This window comes from Chryseobacterium electrogenes (assembly GCF_053553015.1).
Window position 1 is genome coordinate 2,276,826 of record NZ_JBNPPB010000002.1, and the last position, 15,553, is coordinate 2,292,378.

The following is a 15,553-nucleotide window of genomic DNA, read 5'->3' on the forward strand; positions in this document are numbered from 1 at the left end:
TTGCGATTTGCAAAAATAAAACTTTTTTAGCAACCGCATTTATTTTATGATAATATTAACGTTTTTATCTATTTTGGTTGTGTTATAAATGGATTTCAAAAGACAAACCCCGAAGAATTATTAATCTGCATCATATCCTAACAATGCAAAAATACTATGTAAAAGGTTAGATTTTACCTTTTTTTCTGCATTACTTAAGTATTGACTATCGCTAGTGCCTGGCAGATATAATTCATAAAAATTACGATTTCTAATTACAAAAATCGTAGATCCTAGGATATTAGTTAGCACATCTTCAGATTTTGGAGCATGATGAAAAACACCGCTTACAATGCCTTTTTTTATAATTTCGTCTATTCTTGTTACACAGATCTGATAGAACTCTAACAAATCTTCTTTTACGCTATCCGTTGCCCGTATTTCTTGCGTCACAAAGCCATGAAAATAGTTATATTGAAATAATAATCCTACTATATAATTAATAATAGCCTTCATCTGCATTTCTGCTCTACCTTCATTAATAGTCTGTGCAAACTCTGAAAAGCTCTCCTTGGTTCTCTGCACACGATATTGATAAAGATAAGACATCATCTTTTCTTTGGATCCAAAGTAATAAGAAATCATAGCCACATTAATCTTAGCTTTGGCACATATTTCTCGTACAGAAGTACCGTCAAAACCTTTTAAAGCAATCAGTTCTTCGGCAACGTCTAAGATCTGGATTTGTTTATCTGAAAACTTTTTCTTCATAACCACATTTTCATGGAGTAAAATTAGCTTTTTATTTTTAATTAAAAAGAGAGTTTAGATTATCTTTGACAATGCAATTTTTTGATTTTCATCATCACCATTCTCATGTAGAAAACGGCATTTATAATTTAAAGTTGTTAGAGACAGCACCTCCATATCCTTTTTCTGTTGGGATACATCCGCAAGATGTTTTAACTCAACCAAAAGAAGCTATGGATTGGCTCATATCTGCATCTCAAAATCCATTATGCGTAGCCATTGGAGAATGCGGATTAGATGGATTGATTAATATCTCTGAGAAAGCGCAAAGTGACATTTTTGTACAGCAGATAAAATGGGCTAATGAAATTAAAAAACCATTAATCATCCATTGTGTAAGACGTTTCTCAGACATGATTAGATATAAAAAAATTGCCAAAGTCCCGATGATCATCCATGGATTTAACAAAAAGAAAAGCATTGCAGATAGCGTGCAAGATGCAGGTTTTTATTTAAGTTTTGGAAAATCTTTACTAGATAACTTATCTTTGCAAACTGTTTTTAAAGATTTTCCGATTGATAAGATCTTTTTAGAAACAGACGATAGAAATTTTAATATAGAAGACCTTTATAATCGGGCTTCTGTAATCAAGAATATTTCTATCGAAAACTTAGCTCAACAGATAAAAATTAACTTAACTGAAATCCAAAAAAATGACTGACATCTGGTTAGAACGCACCGAACTTTTATTGAAACACGATGGTTTAGAAAAATTATCTAACGCTCGGATATTAGTCATAGGATTAGGTGGCGTTGGATCTTTTGCAGCAGAATTTTTGGCAAGAGCAGGTGTAGGAAATATGCATATCGTAGATGGCGACATTGTAGATATTACCAATATTAACAGACAACTTCCCGCGCTGTATTCTACCATTGGACAGCACAAAGTAGAGCTAGTTGCTGCAAGATTATTGGACATCAACCCTAGATTAAATCTGGTTAAAATGAATGAATTTCTAAGTCCAGAACGCATGGAAGAAGTTATCCTTTCTGAGAAATTTGATTACGTTTTGGATTGCATAGACTCACTCACTCCAAAGTTAACTTTGATAAAAACCTGCCGTCGTAACAAGATAAAAGTAATCTCTGCAATGGGCGCAGGTGGCAAGACAGACCCAAGTAAAGTTATAGTGCGCGATATTAGCAAAACCAACAATTGCTTATTGGCAAAACAAGTCCGAAAAAGACTAAAAAAAGAAAGCATAACCAAAGGCTTCAGATGTGTGTTTTCTACAGAAATACAAGACGAAAAAAGCCTAAAACTAACGGACGGTACCAACTTTAAAAAATCCTTCTACGGTACGATAAGCTTTATTCCTGCATTATTTGGTCTATATGCTGCTGCAGAAGTGATTAACAGCTTAACTGGAAGAAAATAAACAAATGAAAGAATTCGGGTTTCCAAAAACAGAAAAATTAAAACAAAAAAAAGACCTCGATTTGCTTTTTGCTAAAGGCAAATGGATGACTTGTGGTTCTCTCCGAATTATTTCTATTAAAACCGAAGATACCGAATCACTTTATCCAAAAGTTGGCGTTTCTGTGTCTAAAAAATTCTTTAAAAAAGCTGTACATCGCAATAGAATAAAAAGATTACTCCGCGAAGCTTATCGCCTTAACAAGGCTCTTTTTGTAGAAGCTTTTGGCAGCAACACTCATAATATGCTCTTTTGGGTTTCTAAAAACATCCCCACTCATTATAACGAGGTGGAGATTTTTTTCAAAGATATTTGCCTTCTTAAATCTTCTTCAAAAAAGAAATAAGTTGATCCTTTAGTGATTAGATAATACAATTATTTTCTTTATAAATAGGGTTAACTAACACTGTGAAAATGGTATTCTAACTTAGAATTATTTATAATTTCAAGAGGTTAAAATTAATACTGATTTCACTTATTCTCTTTTTGTTTTTTGATCAAAAAATTATAATAAAAAAGCCAAAGCAAAAATATATTTGCTTTGGCTTTTTTATTATTGCCTTTCAATCTAAAGGATTGTCAGGAGTTATTTATAAGAAGATTATTATTCAATCTTGATATTGTCAATATGCAAATCAAATTTTGTATTAGATCCTGCTTTGATAGCAAATAAATCTCCAGTAGTTTTAAGTGTTTTTCCTGTAAGGTCTAGAGTTACTAATTTCCATTGACCTTTAGTATCAACAACACCTAAATATTGGTTGTTTTCTTGTGGTGCTAATGTTACATCATTATCTCCGAAATTCCCTAAGTTAAAGAATATACGACCATCTGTCGTCTCTAAGTTCATGGATAAAGACTTGCCTGCACTACCTTTTACCCAGAAAGTGATCTTCTTAGGCGCGGCAGGAATTGTAGAAGCCTCAGCGGTCGTTGTGAATACAAAGGCATTAGTAGAAGGTGTTCCGTTTAAGTAGAACGAGTTAGACCCATCTTTACCATTGCCTGGACTCTGCACGGCTAATCCTGCTGTTAATCCAAATCTGTTAAGAGAGGCTAAGAATGTATTCCAGTTTTCAAAATCAGAACCTTTAAAGAATAGGTTAGCAGCTTCTGTCCCAGTACCTGGATTAGTCCCGCCACCTGTCGTGAAACGATCTTGAGTGAAATTGATATCGCTAAGATTTCTGATATACATCTGGAAGTTTGCATTGTAACGGCTTACCACAAAGGTTAAATCACCACTCTTCGTTGGCAATAATTGAGAACCATATGTAGAGAATCCTGAGCTTCTAAGAACAGCAGTTCCTCCAGCTTTACTTACAATTCCTCTATCTGAATCTTGTCCTACACCTGCGATATAATCAACAAATGCTTTTGGAGTTGGTGTAACCTCATCATTAGAAAACTGAACATTAGGAACAGTTACCAATGTATTAAGATACTTTTCATTTTTAGCATCAGTAAGATTGTTCACTTTTGTAGGAACAAGCTTGACAATCTCCATCCCGTTACCATTACATACACCAGCGATGTATCTTGGGAACAAAATACTTGGGATACGTCCAATTGCATATTGAGGATCTACAGAACCAATTTTTCTAGTTCCTCTGTCCCATCCTAATACTAATCCGTTTAGCTTAAGTCTAACATGTGATCCTGCAGGGAAATCTACATAGTTAGATCCTTTATCAATTTCTATAGAAAGACCAACAGTTGGGTTTTCTGGCTTATCTTGGATAGAAATAGTTTTATAGAAGTTACCTGCCTCATCAGAAGACACTATGTAAGCATCAATAATAACTGCAGCGCCATCAGCTGGGATCTTATAAGTTCCTGTAGCTGGTGCTAATTTTGCAAAATCAGCCATGCTAATTGTAGGCGCATCAAACCTATTATTACAAACGATTGGTGGAGTTTCCCAGTCATCGTTTTTCACACATGAAGTAATGGTTGTTGCTATCGCAACAGAAAAAATTACTGTTTTAAAATATGTATTAATTTTCATTGTAGTTGTTTTTGTAGATTAGAATCTCACTTGTAAATTTACAAAATATGAACGTCCTTGTGTGTGCCAATATTTAGGCCCAAACTGGCTTTGACTTCTTGTCTGGTTATCTTCAACAAAGCCTTCATACTTAATGTTTCTACTTTGTTCAAAACCTCCTGTAATATATTTTGTATTATCTAAGATATTATTAATAGATCCAGATATTAGTACATAATACTTACCAACAATCCAAGATTTACCAACATTAGCATTCAAGAAAAATGATGAAGGTAATTGTGTAGGAGCCATCAATTTTCTAAGCTCTTCTGGCGTAACATTAGCATGCGGCGTATGTGTATTTCCGTTTTGTACAAAATTCTCTGATCTTAGGATAGCCGATGGATCTATGAAGTTTTGATCTAGATAATTCCAGTTAGCGCCTAACCACCAATACTTAGGTGAGCTATAACGGAATCCTAATGAGAATGCACGTTGTGGCGTACCTCCTAATTTATAATTTGTTAAATTAGCTTTACCAAAATTAGTATACGGCTTACCATTAGCAAATTCTCCAACAACATCTGAAGCAAAGTAAATATTAGGATCATTTTTATAAGTATATTGTCCTAAACTTGCTAGACCTTGTAATGATAATGTTGGTAAGATTTTATAATCAAGACCTAATTCTACACCCATATTTCGCTTCTCCACGTTAGACATAACTTGCGTTACAAAAGCACTTTGGATAGGCTTGCTAGAATCTTCTTCACTGAAAGATAATCCATCAGCAAAAAATCGCTGAACATTAGTTTCATTTTGTGTATCAATTAGGTAAGCAGTAGCTCTTAACTTAAGGAATGGCGTAGACATCACGTAACTAAGATCATTAGCATTAACAATTGTATTCTTAATGTTAGGTGCTATAGATGCGTTAAGCCTTGGATTGATGTATAAATCCTCTAAGAAAGGTGCTTGAGAGAAATATGCTCCATTATAAACAAGGAAGTTTCTACCGTCAATTTTATAAACTAACTGACCCTTCATACCAAAGTTCCAGAAGTTCTTATCTCCACTCTTACCAGCAGAATCTTGGTATAAATAATGCTTAAATATGCCTTCTCTATTAGAAGTACTATATCCTGCAAAAGCCGATACAAACGCATCGAATTTCCCTGTTGAGAATTTCAATCCTGGATTAACTTTAACCTCTTGTCTTCTAAAGATAAAGTTATACCCTATTCTATCGCCTACTCTTTTAGCAACATTTTCTTCACCTTCATTAAATAAGCCTGATTTCCCGGGCTGATTAGTCCCTGCAAAAGGATCTCTGTTCCAAGCAAAATCAGCACCTAAAAGATCTTTCAATTCTCTGTAAAGTTCTGATCTATAGTTCTGATAAGAAAGGTTCATGATAAATTTCGTTCTATCATCAAAGTTGTAAGTGTAATGTGTAGCAGCATTCCAGATTTTATCATCGCTAATATCATTAACTTGATAGAACAAAGCTCTCTTACCCGTTACACCATATTGAGTTGTTGGCGCTTGCCCCATGTTAGCTCTGTACAGAGCGTCCCAGTTAAGCTGTGTTACGCTAGGATCTCCATTAGCCCACAATTCTCTAGAAGTATTATAAGCATCTCTTAAGTTAGATACATCATAAGTAGGATCTTTAAGAAGTGTTGCTTCTATCTGTCCCATAAAGTAACTTGGTAATCTTCTATAATAAGTAGGTGACGGGTTAGTTACATTCTGCCAATCTAATCTTGCACTTTTATCTTTCCCGAATTGATAAGATAAACTTGTCTGTAAAGTAGATTTTTTATTGATTTTCCAAATATCGTTCAATTGCAATATTGGCTGGAAACCTTCACGAACTCTTTCGCTACGTTTTCTACCATCTTGCCATCCCCAATATGAGTTATAATGTACTCCTCTAAGGTCAAAAACCTCTTGTGTACTTGGACTTGCCGTAGATCTTCTGTAAGGCGCACCAATAGCATTAAAAGTAATTGTGTGATTATCAGATAATTTCTTCTCAATACCTAAATAGCCTCCCCAAGCATCATAAAAAGTACCTTCTTGGATACCTTCTTGTGCCCAACGTCTTGCTGCCATAGCTGTAATAGCCCAACCGCTTTTAGACATTCCAGAGGTATATCTTAAAGATGCTCTATTACGATAATTACGATTAGTCAAAGAGTAAGTCGCTTGGAAACCTTTACGATACTCGCTAGCATTAGTATTTTTGTAGATAACAGAACTTGCACCACCGAAAGCGTATTCTGATGGAGAGTGGTTGCTTGCAATCTCTGGATAACGTGTAATTTCGTTAAGACCACCCCAGTTGGAGAAATCTACATTACCATTATCAGCTTTAACCATAGAAACGCCGTTAAGCATTGTATCACCAGTTCTTCCATCGATACCTCTTGGACGGAACCAGTAAAAACCTAGATCAAAACTTGCAATTCTGCTGAAAACATCTTGCGAAGATTGCAATAAGCCTACTGTAGAACTCTGACTAGAGTTTTCTTCATCGCCTGAATTGTCAATAATTGCAAGCCCCTGGTCTGCACCAGTTAAATTAGAATATAGGGTAATAACACCCAAATCCTTTTTCTTTTCAGTTGCAACGTCAAATTCTAACACTTTGGTTTCGAAATTTGATTTTGTTACTACAATCTGATAATGACCCGGCTTAAGATCTACAAACTGGAAATACCCAATTTTGTCTGCCGTTACATCATTTCCTTCTCCTTTTAGATCTACACTCGCTCTCTCGATGGGCTTGCCATCTGCATCCTTAAGATACGCAAACACAGTGGTCTGCGCAAAATAAAATGATGCTGGAAGTAGCGTAAATAAGGAGACTAATGATAACTTTTTAATCATAAGTTTAAACTATTTTAATCTCTTTTTAATCTTACTGTCAATGCGTTATAATGCAAGGGGCACAAATGTACTTAAAAAAAATAAATTAAGAACTCTTTAACATAATTTTCTGTTTTAATTTTAATTTACATTTATCTAATCATATAAAACACAGTTTTTTTCGTCAATAATTTTAAAAGAATTACATTTGTCGTCCCATAATTGTTAAATAACTTTATTTCATGAAAAAATATTTAAGCTTTTTTGCCTTAGCAGTAGGATGCATGGTCTTTTCTCAGCAAAAAGGACAAATGCGTAAAGTAGCGACCTTAGGCCTTATGAATGTCGAAAACCTTTTCGATACTATACAATCAGCAGATTATATAGATGGAACTAAGGATAAATCAAATCCAGCTTTCCATAGAAGCATTCCTATTGACTCTATCAAATATCTTATGGTAGACGAAGACTACAAAGGAATCTGGAATGACGATGCTCTTAAAGGAAAAAGAGTTGTAAAATACCAAGGTAGTTCAGAAGAATTTACGCCTAAAAGTTCAAAAAATTATGATCATAAAATCTATAATGCAAAATTAACCAATCAAGCTAAAGTAATCTCAGAATTAGGCGCATCTGTAACAGGTACTGCTCCAGTTATTGTAGGTTTATTAGAAGTAGAAAACCGTCAGGTTGTACAAGATCTAGTAAAGCAGCCATCTTTAGCAAAGTATGATTATGGTGTTGTGCATTACAACTCTTATGACTACCGTGGTGTAGACGTGGCTTTTATCTATCAGAAAAGAAGATTTACTCCAACCAACTCTCTTAAGAAGGAGATTGTTATTTTTGGAGACGGAGGTAAGAGAGAATATAGTAGAGATATCTTAGTATTAACAGGAATGTTAGACAATGAGAAAGTTGCATTATTCCTTAACCACTGGCCATCTAGAAGAGGTGGAGAAGCTGCTTCTCTTCCAAAACGTAATGCTGCTGCTGCTGTATTAAAACAACAAATGGACAGTATCCGCGCAATGGATCCAAGCACAAAACTAATTGCAATGGGAGATTTTAACGATGACCCTGTAAGCTCTAGTCTTAGAAATACATTAAAAGCCGCTGCTTCTCCGAAAGATCTTTCAGAAAGTACACCATATCTTAACTTAATGTATCCTCTTTACAAAAAAGGTATTGCATCATTAGCTTATCAAGATGCTCCTAACTTGTTTGATCAGATTATTGTATCTAGCAATCTTTATGCACCAAGCAACGAGCTTAGAAAAGATTATACTGTTTTTAAAACTGAAGTGTATGCACCAGGCTATCTTGTTACCAAAGAAGGTAATTACAAAGGTTATCCTTTCCGTTCTTGGAATGGGGACAAATTCACTGGTGGTTATAGCGACCACTTCCCAGCATTTGTTATTTTACAAAAAGAACCTTAATTAGGATTTATAAAATATAAAAATTGTGTCAAGATAATCTTGACACAATTTTTTTTGCCTAAAAAAACAAAGCGCCGATTAGCAAGAGTACTAATCGGCGCTTTTATAATAATAGAGATTGTATTATTTATTGTAAAGTTCTTCTACTTTATCCCAATTAATTACATCAAAGAAAGAACCTACATAATCAGGTCTTCTATTCTGATAATTAAGATAGTAGGCATGCTCCCAAACGTCCAATCCAAGAACTGGTGTACCCTTTACATCTGCAACTGGCATTAATGGATTATCTTGATTAGGCGTAGAAGAAACAACTACAGAACCATCAGAATTTTTCACCAACCAAGCCCAACCTGAGCCAAATCTAGTCTTAGCAGCATTAGAAAAATCTTCTTTAAATTTCTCAAATCCACCGATTTTTTCGATTTCTGCCTTTACATTTCCTACAGGCTCTTTACTTCCTCCTGGTGTTAAAATCTCCCAAAATAAAGTATGGTTAAAATGTCCTCCGCCATTATTTCTAACTGCTGGCTTATCCGTACCTACTTCACAAATTTCTTCGATAGATTTTCCTTCTAATTCAGTTCCTTTGATAGCATTATTCAAGTTATCTACATAAGCTTGATGATGTTTAGAATGATGGATCTCCATTGTTTTTGCATCAATAGTAGGCTCCAATGCGTCGTAAGCGTAAGCTAACTTTGGTAATTCAAATGACATAACTATTTATTTTTACGTTAGTAATCGTTTTGTGTTACCAAATTTAATCAATTATTAGTCCAAGCCTAGCATCAAGCCTATAATTTTATAAATCTTTAACATTGTTATAATGAATTGCGATGATTTGGTTATTTGACAATTCAATAATGCCTAAAGTTACAGTTAAACAGTTTTTCAATTTAGCCATTCCATAAAAACAACAACTTCACAAAAAAAATGTATTTTTGCAAATTACAAGAATTATACATGAAAAACATAAGAAACTTCTGCATCATTGCACATATCGATCACGGTAAAAGTACATTAGCAGATCGTCTTTTAGAATATACCAATACTGTTACCCAAAGAGAGCTACAATCTCAGACTTTGGATGACATGGACTTAGAAAAAGAACGTGGTATTACCATCAAGTCTCACGCGATCCAAATGGATTATGAGTTGAATGGTGAAAAATACATTCTTAACTTAATTGACACCCCAGGACACGTAGATTTCTCTTACGAAGTCTCTCGTTCTATCGCAGCTTGCGAAGGTGCATTATTAATTGTAGATGCTGCACAAAGTATCCAAGCACAGACAATTAGTAACTTATATTTAGCATTAGAAAACGATTTAGAAATTATTCCTATTCTTAATAAGATCGATCTTCCATCTGCCAATCCAGAAGAAGTTACCGATGAAATTATGGGACTTTTAGGCTGTAAGTACGAAGATGTCCTTAGAGTTTCTGGTAAAACAGGTGAAGGTGTTCACGACTTGTTAGAGCAGATTGTTGCAAGAGTGCCAGCTCCTGTTGGAGATCCTGAAGCACCGCTTCAAGCATTGATCTTTGATTCTGTTTATAATCCATTTAGAGGAATTGAAGCTTATTTCAAAGTAGTAAATGGTAGCATTTCTAAAAACGAAAAAATTAAATTCTTTGCCACAGGTAAAGAATATGGTGCTGACGAAGTTGGAACTTTAAAATTAAAACAAGTTCCTAAAAAGAAAATAGAATGTGGTGATGTAGGCTACATTATTTCTGGGATCAAAGATGCTCGCGAAGTAAAAGTTGGTGACACCATTACCTCTTTCGTGAATCCTGCCGCTGCCGCTATCGATGGTTTCGAAGAAGTGAAACCAATGGTTTTTGCAGGGATTTACCCAATAGAATCTGAGGATTTTGAAGAATTAAGATTCTCATTAGAAAAGCTTAGACTTAATGATGCTTCTTTGGTATTTGAGCCAGAAAGTTCTGCTGCATTAGGTTTCGGTTTCCGTTGCGGATTCTTAGGAATGCTTCACATGGAAATCGTACAAGAACGTTTGGATAGAGAATTCAATATGGATGTTATCACAACAGTTCCCAACGTATCTTACAATGGTTATTCTAAAAAAGAACCAGACACTCCAATACTAATTAACAACCCGTCAGAAATGATTGATCCCAATCTACTTGACAGAGTTGAAGAGCCTTATATTAAAGCAACGATCATTACAAAATCTGATTTCGTAGGTGGGGTAATGACACTTTGTATAGAGAAAAGAGGAGAAATCGTCAACCAAAGTTATTTGACAGCAGACAGAGTAGAATTAACTTTCAACATGCCATTGGCAGAAGTTGTTTTCGATTTTTATGACCGTCTGAAATCTATTTCTAAAGGTTACGCTTCGTTCGATTATTCGCCAATCGGCATGCGTGCATCGAAGTTGGTAAAAATGGATATTTTGATCAATGGTGATATGGTGGATGCTTTATCTTCATTAATTCATGACTCTAACGCTTTTTACATTGGTAAAAGAATGTGTGAAAAGTTACGTGAACTGATCCCGAGACAACAATTTGATATCGCTGTTCAGGCGGCTTTGGGGGCGAAAGTTATCGCCAGAGAAACCATCAAAGCTTTGAGAAAAGACGTTACCGCCAAATGTTACGGTGGTGATATTTCCAGAAAACGTAAACTTCTTGAGAAGCAAAAAGAAGGTAAGAAAAAGATGAAACAAATTGGTAGAGTAGAAGTTCCGCAGTCAGCGTTTATGGCTGTTTTGAAACTTAACGATTAAAATTTAATTCAATTTTTATAAATATAATCCACGGAATTTTTCTGTGGATTTTTTATATTAGTGAAAAATAAAAGTAAATGACCGAACCACAAAAGAAAAAAATCAGCAAATTCCTAAGCCTGATTCTTCGACACCAACCAGAAACCATTGATTTAACTTTGGATGAGAATGGTTGGGCAAATGTTGATGAATTAAAAGCAAAATGTTCCAAACATAATGTAGATTTTACAGTAGAAGAATTGAATGAAATTGTAGAAACTAACGATAAAAAACGTTTCATTTTCAATGAAGATAAATCGAAAATCAGAGCCAATCAAGGACATTCGATTGCTGTAGATTTGGCTTTGAAACCACAACAACCGCCAGAATTTCTTTACCACGGAACTGCTCAAAACAATGTCGAGTCTATTTTAAAAAAAGGAATTGAAAAAAGAAACAGACAACACGTTCACTTAAGCCAAGACAAAGAAACAGCAACCAAAGTCGGAATGCGCCACGGAAAACCGATTATTCTCATCATCCAAACTGGGAAAATGTTCGAAGACGGAATTATGTTTTACCTTTCAGAAAATAATGTTTGGCTGACGGATTTTGTCGAGGCTAAATATGTTTCAAAATTGTAGATTTGTTCTTTGCTTTAATAAAAATGAAAAACCTCTCCATTCTCTTCATCCTCATTTCCACCTTCGCCCACTCCCAAATCCAAACCCCTTTCGAAAAAGGCAATGCCAATCAAACCACAACGTTTGAAGAGATGCGAAAATTCTATCAGGATTTAGCAAAACAATATCCATCAATTAGTTATGAAACGAAAGGCGAAGATGACAACGGCGCTCCAATCGATGTTGTGATTTTCAACCCGACAAAACAGAGTTTCGAAGATGCGAGAAAAGGAAAAGCTATTTTATTTGTTAATAACGGCATTCATCCAGGCGAACCAGACGGAATCGATGCAACAATGATGTTGATGCGAAATTTAGCAACGGGAAAAGTTAAAACACAAAAAAATGTAATTTTCACAGCCATTGCAAGTTACAACATCAGCGGAATGATGAACCGAGGAAGTTTTTCCAGAGCCAACCAAAATGGCCCTGAAGAATATGGTTTTCGGGGCAATGCGAGAAATTACGATTTGAACAGAGATTTCATCAAAACAGATTCAAAAAATTCCAGAAGTTTTCAGCAGATTTTTCAGTGGTTGAAACCTGATGTCTTCATAGATAATCATGTGAGCAACGGCGCAGATTATCAATACACTTTCACTTATATTTCAACGAATAAAGAACGGTTGGGAAATGTTCTCGGCAATTATTTTAACGACGAAATGCAGAAAGCGCTTCTTAGAAATATGGCAAAAAAAGGCGTGATTTCTGTTCCTTATGTCAATATTCATGGCGACGTTCCGGACGGCGGTTTCCCAGCTTTCATGGACTCTCCAAGATATGCGACTGGCTACACAACTTTGTTCAATGCCATCGGAACTGTTGTGGAAACGCATATGCTGAAGCCGTACAAAGACCGTGTGAAAGTGACTTACGATTATATGGTTGATAACCTAAATTATATCGATGAAAATTACAAAACTATTCAGCAGAAAAGAGCCGAAAATCTGAACCAGTACAAAGTAGGAAACCAATACGCTTTGGCGTGGAAACTCGATTCTACAAAATATGAAACGATTGATTTTAAAGGTTTTGAAGCGAAATATAAACCAAGCGAGGTTTCCGGAAAAACCAGACTTTGGTATGACAGAAACTTTAAGTTTTCAAAGCCTATAAAATTCTACAATACGTACGTTCCGACAAAAGAAATCACGATTCCGAAATATTATGTCATCCCACAACATGAATGGAAAGTGATTGATTTGCTGAAACTTAACCAAATCAAAATGATTCCAATTAAACAGGATTCTACAATTGCGGTGGAACAATACCGAATCAAAGATTTCAAAACCGTTCCGAATCCTTACGAAGGTCATTATCTGCATTACGACACATTTGTGACCAAAGATTCTGGCAAAATGAAGTTCCGGGCGGGCGATTTTCTAGTGCCGCTAGATCAAGATGGTGTTAAATTTCTTTTAGAAACTTTGGAGCCCGAAGCTGTAGATTCATATTTCAACTGGAATTTCTTCGATGCGATTTTGGGTCAGAAAGAATATTATTCAGCTTATGTTTTCGAAGATACAGCCGCCAAACTTCTGAAAGACAACAAGGCTTTGAAAACCGCTTTCGAAATGGAAATAGCCATCGATCCAAAATTTGCAGAAGACGGACAAGCACAATTGGATTGGGTTTATAAACACTCGGAATACTACGAAAAAACGCATCGGCTATATCCAATATTCAGAATTAATTAAATCTAAAATAATTTTATTTCGCAGTCGGGACTTCAATCACTTTTTGCAACGCTTTTTTCGGATTTCCATTTCTGTCCCAAAGCAGCGGATAATTGGTTCTGCCAGGGATTGGGTAATCGTTTTTCCAGGACATTTCGTCCTTCATTCCCCATGTAGTAACGCGGTCCAGTTTATCTCTTTTTTTGTAGAAAATCCGGAACAATTCCGCATATCGATTGGCTAATTGCTCATCCACATCTTTTGGAAGTCCATTGATGTAAGGGTCAAGAAAAGTTTTAAATTCCTCATTCTGAAACTGTTTGTGCGTAAAAGCCTGACCGATGATTTGACCTTCCTTTGTTACGGGCAAAACATCCACGTCAATTTCCGTAATCATCACTTTGATTCCGCAGGCAGCGTAAGCGTCGATGGCATCTTCTATGTATTGATTTTTCGGATAATCCAATCCCCAATGACCTTGGATTCCGATGCCATCAATTCGGATTCCGGCAGCCTGCAACATTTTTACCATTCGGACTATTCCTTTCACCTTTTCTGGACGCCATGCGTTGAAGTCGTTGTAATATAATTCTGTATTGGGAGCATATTTCGCGGCGTATTGGAAAGACAATCTCATCAGTTCATCGCCGTCACCTACACCTTTTACCCAGCCTTCGTTTCGGTAGCTGCCATCATCATCAATCACTTCATTCACAACATCCCAAGCTTGTATTTTCCCTGCGTATCGACTTGCTACGAGTTTTATATGCTCGTGCAGACGCTCTTTGGTTTGCTCTTTGGTTTTTTGAGTTCCATCTTCATTTTTAAAAAACCAGTCAGGCGTTTGATTTTTCCAGACCAAAGTATGACCAACGATAAACATTTTATTCTTCAAACCAAACTCAACAAAAGCATCCGCCTGCGAAAAATCGAATTTCCCGGGAAGAGGATTCACTACTTCGGCTTTCATACAGTTTTCCGGCGTTATGGTGTTGAAATGCTGAAGGACAATATCTTGTTGTTTTTTATCTTTCCCAGTCACGATGTCGTCATTCACCGCCGTTCCGATTAGAAACGCTTTGGAATACGCATCTTTGAACTTCACATTCTGAGAAAAACTAACGGAGGAAATTAAAACACTAAATATGATAAGGCATTGTTTCATAAACTCAGAGATTGATTTATCTAAATATAGAAAAATAAAATAAACGTAAAATGGACATTTATTTCATTGAGCTAAATAGTTAATCTTACTGATAAACAACCTGTTGAAGTTGCATGAAAATTTATCGAATATTTTCAAAGTTCCAAAAATCATCCTAATCAACTAATTAATTTTTGAGTTGAAGTCTGTTAAAGTTGAACTTGAATTGATTTTAATTGTCGAAATTTATGGTAAGTCTTAATAATAAAATTAATTGTGCAGACTTATCCGCCTTCTGCTCCCAAACCTAACAAAGTGGTTCGACGAAGTCAATCTTTTCTCTCAAGTCGGGCTGCGATGGCTGTATATCTAATTAAATATTATTTCTGACCATTCGGTTTTCCCCAGTTATTATAGTAATCGATTGTTGGCGTACTTTCACTTTGTTTTTTTACTAAAACATCGACGTTATTCTGAATCTCAGATTTCTGTGTTTCATAAAAAGATCTTGTTGTACAAGAAGGCAACAGAAGTAAAACCGATAAGAATGCTATAACTTTCATTTGACGGAAATTAATAAGCAATTTAATAAAAAAATCAATACAACGATTATTCTGTAAACATTTCTACGCTTGTAGTTTTGTGTAATCAAGACCTTTCCTACTTGCTAATCCATAAAAACTTAGTATTTTTGAGAAAATTTGAATCAAAGCTAACTCTCGCGTGAGCGATGTGAGCGGAAATCCTTTTTTACAACACATGGCGCGAAGCTCTATGGCATTGTAAAAAAGATTGAA

13 protein-coding genes are annotated in these 15,553 nt (G+C 35.4%); 7 read left to right on the forward strand and 6 right to left on the reverse strand.

What is annotated here, in order from left to right; all coding sequences use genetic code 11:
- Positions 1 to 120: 120 nt before the first annotated feature.
- On the reverse strand, positions 121 to 750 hold the full coding sequence (locus tag ACQQ6V_RS10475; RefSeq protein ID WP_448845468.1) for a TetR/AcrR family transcriptional regulator: 630 nt from the start codon (positions 748 to 750) through the stop codon (positions 121 to 123).
- A gap of 71 nt (positions 751 to 821) precedes the next feature.
- On the opposite strand from ACQQ6V_RS10475, the gene ACQQ6V_RS10480 reads away from it, so the two are divergent.
- From ACQQ6V_RS10480 to rnpA, 3 genes are read left to right on the forward strand one after another with little or no spacing between them, the layout of a single operon-like run.
- Positions 822 to 1,451: a TatD family hydrolase gene (locus tag ACQQ6V_RS10480; RefSeq protein ID WP_448845469.1), complete on the forward strand. Its 630-nt coding sequence runs from the start codon at positions 822 to 824 to the stop codon at positions 1,449 to 1,451.
- Positions 1,444 to 2,169: a tRNA threonylcarbamoyladenosine dehydratase gene (locus ACQQ6V_RS10485; protein WP_448845470.1), complete on the forward strand. Its 726-nt coding sequence runs from the start codon at positions 1,444 to 1,446 to the stop codon at positions 2,167 to 2,169. The genes ACQQ6V_RS10480 and ACQQ6V_RS10485 overlap by 8 nt, the downstream gene beginning before the upstream one ends.
- 4 nt (positions 2,170 to 2,173) lie before the next feature.
- Positions 2,174 to 2,554: a ribonuclease P protein component gene (gene rnpA, locus ACQQ6V_RS10490; protein ID WP_448845471.1), complete on the forward strand. Its 381-nt coding sequence runs from the start codon at positions 2,174 to 2,176 to the stop codon at positions 2,552 to 2,554.
- A gap of 258 nt (positions 2,555 to 2,812) precedes the next feature.
- Here the strand turns inward: rnpA and ACQQ6V_RS10495 are convergent, their stop codons facing one another.
- The gene (locus ACQQ6V_RS10495) at positions 2,813 to 4,216 is read right to left on the reverse strand and encodes a DUF5689 domain-containing protein (RefSeq protein WP_448845472.1); all 1,404 of its coding nucleotides are present in this window, start codon (positions 4,214 to 4,216) and stop codon (positions 2,813 to 2,815) included.
- 18 nt (positions 4,217 to 4,234) lie between these two features.
- Entirely contained in the window at positions 4,235 to 7,090 is a 2,856-nt protein-coding gene (locus ACQQ6V_RS10500; protein WP_448845473.1) for a carboxypeptidase regulatory-like domain-containing protein, read from the reverse strand.
- A 221-nt stretch (positions 7,091 to 7,311) separates the two neighbouring features.
- Here ACQQ6V_RS10500 and ACQQ6V_RS10505 point away from each other — a divergent pair, with 221 nt between their 5' ends.
- Positions 7,312 to 8,511: an endonuclease/exonuclease/phosphatase family protein gene (locus ACQQ6V_RS10505; RefSeq protein ID WP_448845474.1), complete on the forward strand. Its 1,200-nt coding sequence runs from the start codon at positions 7,312 to 7,314 to the stop codon at positions 8,509 to 8,511.
- 123 nt (positions 8,512 to 8,634) lie between these two features.
- On the opposite strand, the gene ACQQ6V_RS10510 is transcribed toward ACQQ6V_RS10505, so the two are convergent.
- Positions 8,635 to 9,231: a superoxide dismutase gene (locus ACQQ6V_RS10510; protein WP_448845475.1), complete on the reverse strand. Its 597-nt coding sequence runs from the start codon at positions 9,229 to 9,231 to the stop codon at positions 8,635 to 8,637.
- Positions 9,232 to 9,477: 246 nt separating this feature from the next.
- Here ACQQ6V_RS10510 and lepA point away from each other — a divergent pair, with 246 nt between their 5' ends.
- From lepA to ACQQ6V_RS10525, 3 genes are all read left to right on the forward strand, one after another.
- Entirely contained in the window at positions 9,478 to 11,274 is a 1,797-nt protein-coding gene (gene lepA / locus ACQQ6V_RS10515; RefSeq protein ID WP_448845476.1) for a translation elongation factor 4, read from the forward strand.
- Positions 11,275 to 11,351: 77 nt separating this feature from the next.
- Positions 11,352 to 11,897: an RNA 2'-phosphotransferase gene (locus tag ACQQ6V_RS10520; RefSeq protein WP_448845477.1), complete on the forward strand. Its 546-nt coding sequence runs from the start codon at positions 11,352 to 11,354 to the stop codon at positions 11,895 to 11,897.
- A gap of 23 nt (positions 11,898 to 11,920) precedes the next feature.
- On the forward strand, positions 11,921 to 13,633 hold the full coding sequence (locus ACQQ6V_RS10525) for a M14 family zinc carboxypeptidase (protein WP_448845478.1): 1,713 nt from the start codon (positions 11,921 to 11,923) through the stop codon (positions 13,631 to 13,633).
- Positions 13,634 to 13,646: 13 nt separating this feature from the next.
- Here ACQQ6V_RS10525 and ACQQ6V_RS10530 read toward each other — a convergent pair whose 3' ends face one another.
- Both ACQQ6V_RS10530 and ACQQ6V_RS10535 read right to left on the reverse strand, forming a co-directional pair.
- Positions 13,647 to 14,777 carry an endo-1,4-beta-xylanase gene (locus ACQQ6V_RS10530; protein WP_448845479.1) on the reverse strand — a complete coding sequence of 377 codons (1,131 nt, stop codon included), beginning with the start codon at positions 14,775 to 14,777 and terminating at the stop codon, positions 13,647 to 13,649.
- Positions 14,778 to 15,136: 359 nt separating this feature from the next.
- Positions 15,137 to 15,319 carry a hypothetical protein gene (locus ACQQ6V_RS10535; protein ID WP_448845480.1) on the reverse strand — a complete coding sequence of 61 codons (183 nt, stop codon included), beginning with the start codon at positions 15,317 to 15,319 and terminating at the stop codon, positions 15,137 to 15,139.
- Between the last annotated feature and the right edge of the window lie 234 nt (positions 15,320 to 15,553).